The organism is Streptomyces sp. NPDC050759, from assembly GCF_044456945.1.
GTDB lineage: Bacteria > Actinomycetota > Actinomycetes > Streptomycetales > Streptomycetaceae > Streptomyces.
On sequence record NZ_JBITGI010000022.1, the window covers coordinates 1 to 13,961 of the forward strand.

Genomic DNA, 13,961 nt, shown 5'->3' on the forward strand with positions numbered 1-13,961 from the left:
AAACGCCCGGTTACATTCCGAACCCGGAAGCTAAGCCTTACAGCGCCGATGGTACTGCAGGGGGGACCCTGTGGGAGAGTAGGACACCGCCGAACAAATTTTGAGGAAACCCCCGTTCCATTCGGAACGGGGGTTTCCTGCGTTTCAGGTATTACTGTGGTCCGCATGAGTTATGCGATCCGGTCCATACGTGCCGACGAATGGCCCGCAGTGAAGGAGCTCAGGCTCGACTCGCTGCGGGATCCGGTGGCGCACCTGGCGTTTCTCGAGACCTACGAAGAGGCTGTCGCCCGTCCGGACTCCTTCTGGGAGGACAGGGCGGCCGGGGCCGCCGAAGGGGAGACCGGGGCGCAGCAATTCGTCGCCGAGGGGTCGGACGGGCGGTGGCTCGGGCAGTTGGTCGTCCTGCTGGAGGAGGCGGGGACCACGGACTGGGCCGGGTTTCCGGTCGAACGGCGGCAGGGACACATCGTCGGGGTGTACGTACGGCCCGAGGCGCGTGGCGGTGAGCTGACCAAGGCGCTCTTTGCGGCCGGCGTTGAGTGGGCCTGGGGGGCCGGCGCCGAGCGGGTGCGGCTCATCGTGCACGAGGACAACGGGCGGGCGCAGGGCCTCTACCGCAAGGTGGGGTTTGTGCCGAGCGGGGTACGGGTGCGGTTGCCGCAGGATCCGGGGGAGTCCGAGCTGGAGTTCGTGCTGGAGCGCGACTGAGGCGCGTTCATCAGGGATCATGAAGCATGGGCCCGGACGACTGGTACCTCACCGAAGACATCGACGACTTCCTCGCTCGTGCCGGGGAGTTCCTGCGCTCACGTCCTGTCCGGCACATCATGCCGCTGACGTGGACCGCGAGACTGCGGCGACGCGGGGCGGCCGCGTACGGTGCCGAAGCCGCCGTGTTCGGTTTGCTGGAGCGCGCCGGTGAGGTGCAGGGCGCCTTCTACCGCCTGTCGCCCAGCCGTGGTCTGAGCCTCACTCCTCTCAGCGCGGAGCAGGCCGACGCCCTCGCCGCCCGTCTGGTCGCCCTCGGGCACTCCGTTCCGTCCGTCAGCGCCGACGACGCCACCGCCGCCGTGTTCGCCGAGGCCTGGCAGCGGCACACCGGGGCGACGCCGAGGGTGCGCGTCCGGCTCTGTCTGCACCGCCTCGGCACGCTCGTCCCGCCGGAGCCGTTCCCGGCGGGCCGGAGCCGGGCCGTGGGGGAGCAGGACCTCGAGCAACTCATGGGCTTGTGCCGCGGGTTCGCGGCGGACGTGGGGGAAGCCGTCACCATCGACGCCGACTCCTGGGCCCACACCCGCTTCGCGGACAAGCGCTACACGTTCTGGGAGGCTCCGGACGGGACGCCCGTCTCCATGGCGGGCGCGAACCCCATGGTCGCCGGGCTGGTCCAGGTGGACCCCGTCTACACCCCGGCGCCTCTGCGCGGTCGCGGATACGCGGGTGCTGTGACCGCCGAGGTGAGCCGGGCCGCGCTGGCCTCGGGCGCCGAGGATGTCGTGCTGTTCACGGACGCGGCCAACCCCACCAGCAACGCCCTCTACCGGCGCCTGGGATACGTGCCGGTCGTCGACTGGGCTGCCTACGACTTCTGAGCTCTACGCCGGGAGGTCCGCGTCCGGCCAGCGGGTGCGGGCCTGTTCGCGGGACCGGAGCAGGGCCAGGGTCGGAAGCCCCCGGTCCGCTCCGGCGGCCAGCAACTCCGGGAGCTGGGGAAGCGGAGCCACGGCTGCGACGTCGTCCAGGACGAGCGTCAGTGGTGGGTCGAGGCGACCGGAGGATGACCGTTCGGCCATGCGCCGGCCACGCTCGACCACGCTTGAGGTGAGGGCCGTCAGAAGGGGCATCGCGCCTGGATTGGTCCTGGGGTCCTCGATGGATTCACCCACCACATAAAGCGTGCCCCCTTCGTCGACGAAGGAATCCAAGGCGAGGGCATCATTTCGGTTGGGAGTGCATGCCTCGCGGATGTTGACCGTGAAGAGCGCGGAGAGGGCCCGGCTGATCAACTCCTGGGCGATGTCGCGGCGCTCGGGGTGCGCGGTGAGGGCCGCTTCGAGTTCGCCCGCGGAGCCGGGTGCCGCCTTGGGGTTGGTGCGGAGGGTTCTCACGGCGTCCTGGACCTGGGCGCCCTGGCACCAGCGGTGGACGTGGCGGATGGTGCGGGCTTCTATCGCCGCGGCGTGGAGGTAACTGCGCAGGAGCGTTTCGGCCACGTCGGCCACGGCCTGGTCGATCTTCGCTGTGGGCCGGACGGGGGCGAGGAGGGCCTGTGCCCTGGTCTTGGCTGTCTCCTTGGTCTCGCAGCCTGTGGTGGGGGACCAGTGGAGGCGGGCCGGGGTGTCGCAGAGGTGGGTGGGGTCGTAGACGTGGACCGGGCCCAGTTTGGCTCGGGCGTCCTTGGTGTCGGCCCAGACGGCGGGGTTCGAGGTGACTACGAGGGCGGGGCCTTCCGCGTCTCTGATGGTCTGGGTCGCGGTTGAGTGGCGGGTTTCCCTGGGGGCGTAGAGCACCGCGCCTTCGGGGCGGGGCATTTCCCACCCGGCCCCCCGTTCACCCTGGGACAGGGACGTGGGCAGCTTGGCAGCCGTCGGCGTCGCGAGGAGGGGCTCGGTGGGGTGTGGGGAGCTGGGGAGAGGAGCCGCCGTGGCCGGTTGAGGTTGAGTTTCCGGGTGAGGCTGCGGCTCCGGCGCCGGTCTCGGGGCCGGTACCTCATGGACCGGCCCCGGTTCCGGACGTCGTTCCCCTGCCGCCAGTTTCTCCGCTCTAGTCCTCGCCCGTACCGCCCTCCAGCGGGCCAGTGTTCCCATCACGAAGATCGTCAGGACGCCCAGGATCAGCAGCTGGCCGATGAACAGGCCCCAGACCAGGCCGTAGCCGGAGAGCCGGCCTGCGGGGGTGTCGGGCCAGGCGCCTGGGATGTCCTGGGGGTGGCCGATGAGGTGGCGCATGGCCTGGGGGGTGCGGGTGAAGGTGACGTTGTGGGGCCAGTCGCCGTGGGCGAACAGGCCCGCGAGGCCCGTTGCCGTCCAGACCAGCAGGGTCATGCCGAGGAGGAAGGCGAGTATGCCGACCAACAGCCCGTCCGGGACGCCTCCCTGGCCTCCCTGACCGCCCTGTCGGCGGTCGTCCGGTCTCACCACGTGCCCTCCCTCCTACGCCACCGTCGACTCGGAGTCGCCCATGTGCTGTTCCACGAAGGCCGCCGCCCGCTCCTCCGCCTCCAGCTCCGCGGCGTGCAGGGCGTCGTCGGTCAGGTCGCTGGAGGACTCCGTCATCGCGCGGTCGGTGAAGACCAGGGGGCGTTCGGTCTCGGTGACCAGGTGTTTGACCACCTGGACATTGCCGTTGACGTCCCAGACGGCGATGCCGGGGGTGAGGGAGGGGATGATCTCGACCGCCCAGCGGGGCAGGCCCAGGACCCGGCCCGTCGCACGCGCCTCGTCCGCCTTCTGGGCGTAGATCGTCCTCGTCGATGCCATCTTCAGGATCGCCGCGGCCTCCTTCGCCGCCGCTCCGTCCACGACGTCGGACAGGTGGTGGACGACCGCGACGAAGGACAGGCCGAGCCGCCGGCCGAACTTCAGCAGCCGCTGGAAGAGCTGGGCCACGAAGGGGCTGGCGATGATGTGCCAGGCCTCCTCGACCAGGAAGATGCGCTTCTTGCGGTCGGGGCGGATCCAGGTGTGTTCCAGCCAAACTCCGACGATCGCCATGAGGATGGGCATGGCGATGGAGTTGCGGTCGATGTGGGACAAATCGAAGACGATCAGCGGCGCGTCCAGGTCGATGCCGACCGTGGTCGGGCCGTCGAACATGCCCCGCAGGTCACCGTCGACCAGGCGGTCCAGGACCAGGGCGACATCGAGGCCCCACGCGCGGACGTCCTCTATGTCGACGTTCATCGCCTCGGCCGACTCGGGCTCGGGGTGCCGTAGCTGCTCCACGATGTCCGTGAGGATCGGCTGGCGTTCGACGATCGTCTCGTTGACGTAGGCGTGCGCGACCTTGAGCGCGAAGCCGGAGCGCTCGTCGAGGCCGTGGCCCATCGCGACCTCGATGATGGTCCGGAGCAGGGCGAGCTGGCCGGTCGTCGTGATCGCGGGGTCGAGCGGGTTGAGGCGGATCCCCATGTCCAGGGCGGCCATCGGGTCCAGGCGGATGGGGGTTATCCCCAACTCCTGCGCGATCAGGTTCCATTCACCGACGCCGTCCTCGCCCTGGGCGTCCAGGACGACGACCTGGCGGTCGCGGAAGCGCAGCTGCCGTAGGACGTACGTCTTCTCGAGCGCCGACTTGCCGTTGCCGGATTCGCCCAGGACCAGCCAGTGAGGTGCCGGGAGCTGCTGGCCGTAGAGCTGGAACGGGTCGTAGATGTAGCCCTTGCCGGAGTACACCTCGCGGCCGATGATCACCCCCGAGTCGCCGAGGCCCGGCGCTGCTGTCGGGAGGTAGACCGCCTGCGCCTGGCCGGTGGAGGTGCGGACCGGCAGGCGGGTCGTCTCGACCTTTCCGAAGAGGAAGGAGGTGAAGGCGTCGCTGAGGACGGACAGCGGATCCCGCATGCTTGGTCCCCTACTTTCGGATGCCGGTGGCGAACGGAAGCGTGTTCACAAAGGCGCGATGGTGCTCGCGGTCGCACCACTCCAGTTTCAGATACGACTTTCCGGCCGAGGCCCGGATGGTCCGCTTGTCGCGGGCCAGGGCCTCGGGGTTGCGGGAGGACACGGTGATGTAGCCGACCAGGTTGACCCCGGCCGCGCCGCTCGCGAGGTCCTCGCCGCGCTGGTCCAGGCGGTTGTGGGAGGCGACGTCACGGGGGTCGACGGTGCGGTTCATCTTGGCTGCGCGGGAGGCCTCGGCCTCGTCGTTGGTTTTTTCGGTCAGCATGCGTTCGATGGCTACCTCGGTGGGCTCGAGATCCATCGTCACGGCGACCGTTCGGATGACGTCCGGGGTGTGGACGAGGAGCGGCGCGAGGAAGTTGACGCCCACCGGGGTCATCGGCCATTCCTTCACCCAGGCGGTGGCGTGGCACCAGGGCGCGCGGGTGGACGACTCCCTCGTCTTGGCCTGGAGGTACGTCGGCTCCATGGCGTCCAGCTCGGCCGGCCAGGCGTTGCGCTTGGTCATCGCCTGGATGTGGTCGATGGGGTGGTCCGGGTCGTACATGGAGTGGATGAGGGAGGCGAGACGGCCCTGGCCGAGGGGCTGGCGCACGCGGATGTCCGCCTCTTGGAGGCGGGAGCAGATGTCGGTCAGCTCGCGGGCCATGACGACGGCGAGCCCCGCGTCCCGGTCGAGCCTGCGGCCGGACTGGGGGCGGGCCGCGCGGGCCATCGCCTGGGCCTCGGCGGCGAGTTCGCGGTTGAAGTGCATGCAGGCGACGAGGTACGCGCGGTGCTGCTCGCTGCTGGTCGACACCATGGACTGGAGTTGGTCGTACGACGTCTGCAGCCAGGGCAGTGCCCTGTCGTCCCCGCGCATGGCGACGTCCTTGGCGTGGGCGTCGGGGTCGGCGGGGAGGGTGCGGGCGAGCATCTGGAGGCGGGTGACGAAGCCGTCGCCGTTGGCCACGTGCTTGAGGAGGGTGCCGAAGCGGTCGACGAGGGCTTCCTGGTCCTCGGAGTCGCGCAGGCCGACGCCGGGGCCCTCGATCTCGATCGCGGCCGTCACCGTGCGGCGGTCCGCGTGGAGCAGTACGGCGATCTCGTCGGGGCCGAACGGGGCGGCGAGCCAGTTGATCCGGCCGATGCCGGGGGGTGGGCCGACCTCGACCTCGCGGCCGTCGACGTGGGTGCCGGCCTCCATCACGGAGGAGCGGTAGGTCGTGCCCTGGCGGAGGGTGCGCTTGTAACTGCGGTTGATCTCGAACCACTTGTAGAAGGTGCGGCGCTTGTACGGCACGTAGACCGCGGCGAGCGCGACGAGCGGGAAGCCCATCAGCAGCACGATGCGCAGGGAGAGCACCGGGACGAGGAGCCCGCACATCATGCCGAGGAACGCGCCCACGATGATGAGCGCGATCTCGCCCGTCTCGCGATTGCGGCCGACGATCGCGTTCGGCCGGGCGCGGCCGATCAGATACGTACGGCGGGGCGTGACCGTATGCGACACGTGGGACTCGGTCGTCAACGCCCGTCACCTCCTGTGCTGTTGCTACTGCCGTTGCGGGTGTTGCCGGCGTGCGGGCTGTTCACCGGGTTGCTCGAGCGGGGTGCGGGAGCGGCGGAGGGGACAGATCCGCCACCTCCGTTCGGGGTGCGCGAGCTGTGGGCGGCGACTCCGCCGGACGCCGGGTTGCTCGGGCGGGCACCCGAGCCTCCGGAGGCCTGACCGTTGTTGTCGGCCCGGGAGCTGTGGGTCTTGATGCCCTGGGCGACCAGGGTGGCCGGGGAGCTGATCACCGCGGCGGCCTTGCCCTCGGCGTTCTGCATGATGCGGTTGTTGCGGGAGCCGGCGATCTCGTCGCCGAAGCCGGGGACGAAACGGTAGATCATCGCGCTGGCGAAGATGGCGAGCAGGATGATGGCGAGGCCGGAGACGACGGCGGAGAAGGCGTCGGGGCCGTCGTCGGAGGAGAGCGCGCCGGCGAGTCCGAGGACGATGACGATCACCGGTTTGACCAGGATGACGGCGATCATGATGCCGGCCCAGCGGCGGACGTGGCCCCAGAGGTTCTTGTCGACGAGGCCGGCGTAGACGACGGTGCCGAGGAGGGCGCCGACGTAGAGGAGGGCGGCTCGGATGACGAGCTCCAGCCACAGGACGCCGGCGGCGAGGATGCTGACCAGGGAGACGACGATCAGCATGATGGGGCCGCCGCCGATGTCGTTGCCCTTCTCCAGGGCGCCGGAGAAGGTGCCGAAGAAGGTGTCGGTCTGGTCGCCGGTGGCCTTCGCGAGGACCTCTGAGACGCCGTCGGTGGCGGAGACGACGGTGTAGAGGATGAGGGGGGTGAAGGCGGACGCGAGCACGGTCAGCCACAGGAACCCGATCGCCTCGCTGATGGCGGTGGTGAGGGGGACGCCTCGTACCGCGCGCTTGGCTACGGCCAGCAGCCACAGGAGAAGGGTGAGGATGGTCGAGGCCGCGAAGACGACCGCGTACTGCTGGAGGAACTTCTGGTTGGTGAAGTCGACGTTGGCGGTGTTCTCGACGGCGTCGCTGAGCTTGTCGATGGTCCAGGCCGCGGCCTTCGCGCAGCTCTTGGCGAGGGAGGACATGGGGTCGAGGGTGGAGGTGGGATCGTCGTTGATCGATCCGCCGTTCGACTTGCTGCTGCGGTCGCTCTCGCACAGGGAACGGGCGGTGCCGGTGATCAGGCGGCAGGCGTCGTCGCTCGGCGTGGGAGACGGTGAGGGCGACGGGGCCGCGAAGGCACGGGCCGCCAGCAGCACGGTCGCGGTCTGCACGGCTGTGACCGCCGCCGCGGCCTTGAGCACGTAGCGACTACCGGGCATAGGTGAACCCTCCGTACTCGGCGACAGCCTTCGCCATCTCGTCCGCGCTGGAGGCCGTGTCGTCGCCTGGGACGGGCGCCGGGCCTTCTTTCTGGGACTGCGTGACGACCTTCCAGTCGTCGGCGGTCCACTCGAGCTTCATGGTGATGGTGAACCAGCTGTTGGTGACGGGGTTCGTGGACTTCTCGCCTGCCATGCCGAGCAGCCCGCTGCACCAGACATCGACGGTCGCGCTGTTCTGGGAGGACTGGGTGACCTTGGTGCCGATCGGACTCGTACGGGACACGAAGGTGTAGCCGACCGGCGTGGAGCCGTCGTCGTTCAGACCGATGTTCTTGCTGAAGGCCGGGGTGTAGGCCTTGTCCAGAGTCGACGTGAAATCGGTGACATGGGTGGGGGCGATGATGGTCTGCAGGATCGCGTCGCGCTTGGCCTTGTTGAACATGTCGGCCGAGCCCAGCGCCACGGCGTAGTTCGCCGCCGCGCTCTGCGCACCTTGGACGTCATGCGGGTAGCCGGTGGGAATCACACCCGGCGTGGACTGCACCGGCTTGGTCCCGCTCGGTGCTGTCGACGCGACGTCCGGTCGGCTCCCCGTCCCCTCCGCCGAGGAAGAGCCATCGTCCCCGCCACGGTTCGCGAAGGCGATCGCGGCGATCAGGAGGACGATGACGCCGACCACGGTGACCAGGCTTCGGGAGGACGAGCGGCCGGAGCGGCGGGCGCCGCCGTAGACGTCGCTGCTGCCCTCCGGGTACCGGGTGCGGGTCTGGCCCGTGCCGCCGTAACCGCCGGAGCCTTCTTGGTCGTCTCCGAGACTCATGCCGCTCACGTCCCCTCGACGTCGTACGAAAACGCGTAGGAGTACGACGGTAGCCGCGCTGGTTTCCGTGCGGGTGCGGTGTGGTGACTCGACATCAGGGAACGCAACCTAAGCCGGTGGGCACTGCGGACGGGTGGGTTGGAGGGGCTGTACCGGACGCGGCGGCTATACGGCCATGCCGTACACGATGGTGAAGAGCGTGCCCAGGGAGCCGATGATGAAGACTCCCGTCAGCCCCGCGATGATGAGGCCCTTGCCCTGTTCCGCGCTGAAGGTGTCGCGCAGTGCGGTGGCGCCGATGCGCTGTTTGGCGGCGCCCCAGATGGCGATGCCGAGGCAGAGCAGGATGGCGACCGCCATGACGACCTGGATCATCGTCTTGGCCTCGGTCCCCAGCGCGCCGAAGGGGCCCCAGTCCGGAGCGATCCCGCCGATGATGGTGTTGATGTCTCCCTTGTCGGCCGCAAAGAGCATGTAAGTCACCGCCCCTGGTGGGTAGTTCCGTTTCCCCTGCGTGTGCGCAGAGGTCAGGCCTCATTGTCGCCGACAATTCCGCCGTCGTATGTCGACTTGGCGGCATTGGTTGGCGGGTTTCGTACGAATGACTGTCTGGTCACTCTGTGTATCACGGCAGGTAACGCCGGGCAATGAGGCCTGGGCGGAACCTGTCGTGTGGTTCCGTCGTTGACCCCTCTTACGACCTGCGGCGCTTCTGGCACCGATGTTCTGCGGGTGAAGGCTAACCCGGAGGGCCGCCGGCATGGCGAACGGGCCGCGGTAGGGGAGTCCGCGGCCCGTTCGTTGACGGAGAGTCAGCCGGTGAAGGCGCTCACTCCCTTGGGGGTGCCCCACCCGGTCGGACCGTCGTAGCCCGAGGTGGCGGTGCAGAAGTAGCTCGTCGAGCAGCTGCCGTTGTTGCCCGAGGTCACGTCGTTGAGGGAGGACGTGTGCCGGTAGGGGTACTGGGCCGGGTAGTCGCTGCTGCCGGGCGTACCGGCCAGCGCGTAGACGGCCGCGATGATCGGGGACGAGGCGCTGGTGCCGCCGAACGTGTACCAGCCGGCGGTGACGCCGTAGGAGTCGTAGACGGAGACGCCGGTGGCGGGGTCGGCGACGGCGGATACGTCCGAGATCATGCGCTTGGTGCAGCCGCTGTCGGTCTGCCAGCTCGGCTTGGCGTCATAGGACGAGCAGCCCGATCCCGTGCCCTCGGTGGAGCTGGTCTTCCAGACGGTCTCGGTCCAGCCGCGGCTGTTGGAGGAGGTGGACAGCGCGGTGCCGCCCACCGACGTCACGTACCTGGAGGCGGCCGGGTACTCGGCGCCGTAGCCCTCGTCGCCGGCGGAGACGGTGATGGCGACGCCGGGGTGGTTGAAGTACGAGGAGTCGTAGGAGGTGTCCGAGGAGGACTCGGAGCCGCCGTAGGAGTTGGAGACGAACTTGGCGCCCAGGGTGACGGCCTCGTTCACCGCCTTGCCCAGGTTGGCCATGGTGGCGGACTTGGCCTCGACGAGGAGGATCTTGGCGTTCGGGGCGATGGCGGAGACCATGTCGAGGTCGAGGGAGATCTCCTCGGACCAGCCGGCGTCGCTGGAGGGCAGGGAGGTCGTGGAGCCCGTCTGGGAGACCTTCTTGAAGCAGCCGCTCGCGCTGGTGCAGGCCGGCAGGCCGTAGTACGAGCGGTACTTGGCGAGGTCCGCCTCGGCGTTCGGGTCGTTGTAGGCGTCGACGATGGCGATGGTCTCGCCGGCGCCGTTGGAGGCGGCCGCGGCGGTCAGGCCGTAGGCCGACTGGAGGTCGCTCGGGCCGTAGCCGGAGGGGGTGGCGGCGTCGGCGGCCTTGGGGTTGATGCCCCGGGCTTTCTGGAAGGCGGTGGTGCCGCCGGTCACGCGAAGGGAGTTGCAGGCGAGTTCGCCGGTCTTCTTGGGGGTGGCGCAGGGGGTCGCGGCCCAGGTGACCTTGGACGAGGTCGTCGCGTCCGCGTGGACCGCGGTGCCGAAGCCGGCGAGGACGAGGGCGGCGGTGACGGCCGTGGCGGAGCCGACGCGGTGCCATCTCAGGCGTGTGTGGGGGAAGTTGGTACGCAAGGTGCAGCCTCCTGATGGTGAGGGACAGGGGCGGTGCGGGTGCGTGCCGTCGGCTTTCCCCGGCGGCGGGCGGCGGCCTGTGAGGACGGTCCACCTTGTTCCGTACGTGACAACAGAGAATGGCTGGAAATCTGACCTCCGCCATACCGAAAGTTGTCCCGGGCTTACTCGCGCATGGCCGCTCGATGGACCGCGGGCGGTGGTGACTTGACTCGCGTGGACCCGGCGAACGGGCCGCGACCGGATGTCGCGGCCCGTTGCCGTTGTGCCGCCGAGGGGACCCCACGTCCCCCTCTCAAGGGCGGCGTCCCCGTGACCCGACGGGGACACTCGTGGACCGGATCAGCCGGTGAAGGCGCCCAGGCCTGCCGGGGTACCGAGGCCGGTCGGGCCGTCGTAGCCCGACTTGGCGGTGCAGAAGTAGCTCGTGGTGCAGGAGCCGTTGTTGCCGGAGGTCACGTCGTTGAGGGCGGTGGTGTCCTCGTAGGGGTACTGGGCCGGGTAGTCACTGCTGCCCGGAGTGCCCGCGAGGGCGTACACCGACGCGATGATGGGGGCGGAGGCGCTGGTGCCGCCGTAGGTGTTCCAGCCCGTGCCGTCCGAGCCGTAGGAGTCGTAGACGGAGACGCCGGTGGCGGGGTCGGCGACGGCGGAGACGTCGGCGATCATGCGCTTGGTGCAGCCGCTGTCGGTCTGCCAGGAGGGCTTGGCGTCGTACGAGGAGCAGCCGGAGCCCGTGCCCTCGGTGGAGCTGGTCTTCCAGACGCTCTCGGTCCAGCCGCGGCTGGTGGAGGAGGTCTTGAGGGCGGTGCCGCCGACGGCGGTGACGTACTTGGAGGCGGCCGGGTACTCGGCGCCGTAGCCCTCGTCGCCGGCGGAGACGGTGATGGCGACGCCGGGGTGGTTGAAGTAGGAGGAGTCGTAGGAGGTGTCCGAGGAGGACTCGGAGCCGCCGTAGGAGTTGGAGACGAACTTGGCGCCCAGGGTGACGGCCTCGTTCACCGCCTTGCCCAGGTTGGCCATGCTCGACGAACTCGCCTCGACCAGCAGGATCTTGGCGTTGGGGGCGATGGCGGAGACCATGTCGAGGTCGAGGGAGATCTCACCGGCCCAGCCGCTGTCGGCGGTGGGCAGGGAGGTCGTGGAGCCGGTCTGGGAGACCTTCTTGAAGCAGCCGTTGGCGGTGGTGCAGGCCGGCAGGCCGTAGTAGCTGCGGTAGGTGGCCAGGTCCGCCGCGGCGTTGGGGTCGTCGTAGGCGTCGACGATGGCGATGGTCTCGCCCGAGCCGTTGGAGGCGGAGGCGTCCGTCAGGCCGTAGGCGTCCTGGAGGTCGCTCGGGCCGTAGCCGGTCGGGCTCGCGGAGGAGGCGTTCGGCTTGAGCGTCTTGGCGGTCATGCCCTTCAGTGCAGCCTGCTTCTCCATGAACGCGGTGGTGCCGCCGGTGACGCGCAGGGCGTTGCAGACGGCGTAGCCCTTCTTGGGGGTGGCGTCACACGTGCTCTCGTACTGCACATGGGCCTTGGCGACGGCGGTGGCGACGGCCTTGGCGCTCACGTGGTCGGGCGTGGCCGCGGTCGCGTGGACGGCGGTGCCGAGTCCGGCGAACACGAGGGCGGTGGTGGCCACGGCGGTGGAGCCGGCCCGGCGCCATCTGCCGGGTATGTGGGGGGTGTGGGGAGTACGCAACGTACAGCCTCCTGAGAGTGGTTGCAGAGGCCTGCGGTGGGGGACCACCGGTGAGGTTCCCGGTGGGGGCGGCGACCCGGGTAGACCATCGCCTTGTTGAGTACGTGACAACAAGGCAGGCGGTGGAATCCTGACTTCCGCCATACCGAAGGGCGTTGGGGGATTGCTGATCAATGGCGGGCGGATGGGCGGGGGATGGTCACGGCTTGACCATCTACACGCGTCGCACACAACTCCCGGGTGAGTGAAGGCGGTTGGCGTCTCCGGATCAGCGGGGCTTGAGGCCGTGCATCAGGTGGTGGACCAGTTCCGGCACGGTCTGCATGGCGGCCTCGGTGGTGAACATGCCGGTGGCGGCGAAGGACGCGAGGCCGTGGAGGGCGGTGCCCACGACGATGGTGAGCTGCTCGGGGTCGCCGTCGACGATCTCGCCGCGCTGCTGGGCGGCGGCGACGGCCCGCGCCAGGGCGCCCACCGTGCGGTCGATCCCGGCGGCCATCTGTTCGGCGGCGTCGGGGTCGTGCTTGCGGGCGTACATCAGCTCCAGGAGCTCGGCGTTGTCGATGGCGAAGCCGAGATAGGTCCGGGCGAGGACGGTGAGGCGGTCCCTCAGGGCGAGCCCCGGTTCGTCGGCGGCTTCGAGGGCCTCGGCCATGCGGTCGTATCCGACCAGGGCGAGGGCGTTGAGGAGGGCCTGCTTGTCCTTGAAGTGCCGGCCGGGGGCGGCGTGGCTGACGCCGAGGTCGCGGGCGAGTTCCCGCAGGGAGAGGGAGGCGCTGCCCTTGTCGCGGAGGGTGCGCTCGGCGGCGGCGAGGAGGGCGGAGCGCAGGTCTCCGTGGTGGTAGGGGCGGGTCTCGGGCTTCTCGGCTGGCATGGGTGCCATCGTATCCGGATGTAGTCGATGCCAGCATTGTTGGCAGTGCCACCATTGTTGTCATTGACAGCATTGTTGGCGGCGTCTACATTCGGGTGTATGGCTATCGACAAGCAGCAGAAGTGGAACGCGACCCGGATCCCCGACCAGGCCGGCCGCACGGCGGTGGTCACGGGGGCGAACAGCGGGATCGGACTCCGGGCCGCGCAGGCCCTGGCCGAGGCGGGCGCGCACGTCGTGTTCGCCGTACGGGACGTGGAGCGCGGTGAGGCGGCGGCGAGGACCGTGAACGGCAGCACGGAGGTCCGGCGGCTGGATCTGGCGGACCTGTCGTCGGTGCGGGAGTTCGCGGCGGGCTGGGACCGCCCGCTGGATCTGCTGATCAACAACGCGGGCGTGATGATGGTCCCGCAACAGCGGACGGCGGACGGCTTCGAGATGCAGTTCGGCACCAACCATCTGGGCCACTTCGCGCTGACGAACCTGCTGTTGCCGTATGTCACCGACCGGGTCGTGACGGTGTCCTCGGGTGCGCACCGCTGGGGCGACCAGCGGATCGACTTCGACGACCTGAACAGGACGTCGGCCTACGACCCGAGGGGCGTGTACGGCCAGTCGAAGCTGGCGAACCTGCTGTTCGTGCTGGAGCTCCAGCGGCGGCTGACGGAGTCGGGCTCCAAGGTCCGCGCTCTGGCCGCCCACCCCGGCTACTCGGCCACCAACCTCCAGAGCCACGCGGCGAGTGCGGCGGCCCGGGTGTTCATGAAGTTCGGCAACAGGTTCCTGGCGCAGGACGACCGCGCGGGCGCACTGCCCACGTTGTACGCGGCGACGCAGGAGCTGCCGGGGGCGAGTTATGTCGGGCCGGACGGGCTCGGCGAGATGAGGGGCGCGCCGACGCTGGTGGGCCGGAGCACGGCCGCGAGCGACCCCGCCGTCGCCCGGCGCCTGTGGACGGTGTCGGAGGAGCTGACGGGGACGCGTTTTCCCCAGGGTGTGGAGACGCGGGCCACCTGATCGGGGGCACG

12 protein-coding genes and 1 rRNA gene are annotated in these 13,961 nt (G+C 69.5%); 4 read left to right on the forward strand and 9 right to left on the reverse strand.

The window, feature by feature from the left end; all coding sequences use genetic code 11:
• The 3 genes from rrf to ACIBJB_RS41275 all read left to right on the forward strand — a co-directional run.
• Window positions 1-95, forward strand: a 5S ribosomal RNA gene (rrf, locus tag ACIBJB_RS41265); the annotation flags it as partial.
• A 70-nt stretch (window positions 96-165) separates the two neighbouring features.
• Window positions 166-711 carry a GNAT family N-acetyltransferase gene (locus ACIBJB_RS41270; protein ID WP_398939012.1) on the forward strand — a complete coding sequence of 182 codons (546 nt, stop codon included), beginning with the start codon at window positions 166-168 and terminating at the stop codon, window positions 709-711.
• A 26-nt stretch (window positions 712-737) separates the two neighbouring features.
• Window positions 738-1,595, forward strand: a complete 858-nt coding sequence (locus ACIBJB_RS41275; protein ID WP_398939014.1) for a GNAT family N-acetyltransferase — start codon at window positions 738-740, stop codon at window positions 1,593-1,595.
• A gap of 3 nt (window positions 1,596-1,598) precedes the next feature.
• Here ACIBJB_RS41275 and ACIBJB_RS41280 read toward each other — a convergent pair whose 3' ends face one another.
• From ACIBJB_RS41280 to ACIBJB_RS41320, 9 genes are all read right to left on the reverse strand, one after another.
• Window positions 1,599-3,140 carry a type VI secretion protein gene (locus tag ACIBJB_RS41280; RefSeq protein WP_398939248.1) on the reverse strand — a complete coding sequence of 514 codons (1,542 nt, stop codon included), beginning with the start codon at window positions 3,138-3,140 and terminating at the stop codon, window positions 1,599-1,601.
• A gap of 15 nt (window positions 3,141-3,155) precedes the next feature.
• Window positions 3,156-4,565 carry an ATP-binding protein gene (locus ACIBJB_RS41285; RefSeq protein ID WP_398939015.1) on the reverse strand — a complete coding sequence of 470 codons (1,410 nt, stop codon included), beginning with the start codon at window positions 4,563-4,565 and terminating at the stop codon, window positions 3,156-3,158.
• Window positions 4,566-4,575: 10 nt separating this feature from the next.
• Complete coding sequence (locus tag ACIBJB_RS41290) at window positions 4,576-6,135, reverse strand: SCO6880 family protein (protein ID WP_398939016.1); 1,560 nt, start codon at window positions 6,133-6,135, stop codon at window positions 4,576-4,578.
• A complete protein-coding gene (locus ACIBJB_RS41295) occupies window positions 6,132-7,463 on the reverse strand; it encodes a hypothetical protein (protein ID WP_398939018.1) in 1,332 nt (443 codons plus the stop codon). Before ACIBJB_RS41295 ends, ACIBJB_RS41290 begins: the two co-directional genes overlap by 4 nt.
• Window positions 7,453-8,286: a hypothetical protein gene (locus ACIBJB_RS41300; RefSeq protein WP_398939020.1), complete on the reverse strand. Its 834-nt coding sequence runs from the start codon at window positions 8,284-8,286 to the stop codon at window positions 7,453-7,455. The genes ACIBJB_RS41295 and ACIBJB_RS41300 overlap by 11 nt, the downstream gene beginning before the upstream one ends.
• A gap of 165 nt (window positions 8,287-8,451) precedes the next feature.
• A complete protein-coding gene (locus tag ACIBJB_RS41305) occupies window positions 8,452-8,760 on the reverse strand; it encodes a hypothetical protein (protein WP_007383036.1) in 309 nt (102 codons plus the stop codon).
• Between the two features lie 338 nt (window positions 8,761-9,098).
• The gene (locus ACIBJB_RS41310) at window positions 9,099-10,373 is read right to left on the reverse strand and encodes a peptidase S8 (protein ID WP_398939021.1); all 1,275 of its coding nucleotides are present in this window, start codon (window positions 10,371-10,373) and stop codon (window positions 9,099-9,101) included.
• Between the two features lie 342 nt (window positions 10,374-10,715).
• Complete coding sequence (locus ACIBJB_RS41315) at window positions 10,716-12,059, reverse strand: peptidase S8 (protein WP_398939022.1); 1,344 nt, start codon at window positions 12,057-12,059, stop codon at window positions 10,716-10,718.
• A gap of 268 nt (window positions 12,060-12,327) precedes the next feature.
• The gene (locus tag ACIBJB_RS41320) at window positions 12,328-12,942 is read right to left on the reverse strand and encodes a TetR/AcrR family transcriptional regulator (RefSeq protein ID WP_398939023.1); all 615 of its coding nucleotides are present in this window, start codon (window positions 12,940-12,942) and stop codon (window positions 12,328-12,330) included.
• A gap of 90 nt (window positions 12,943-13,032) precedes the next feature.
• Between ACIBJB_RS41320 and ACIBJB_RS41325 the strand changes: the two genes are divergently transcribed.
• On the forward strand, window positions 13,033-13,950 hold the full coding sequence (locus ACIBJB_RS41325; RefSeq protein ID WP_398939025.1) for an oxidoreductase: 918 nt from the start codon (window positions 13,033-13,035) through the stop codon (window positions 13,948-13,950).
• Window positions 13,951-13,961 lie beyond the last annotated feature (11 nt).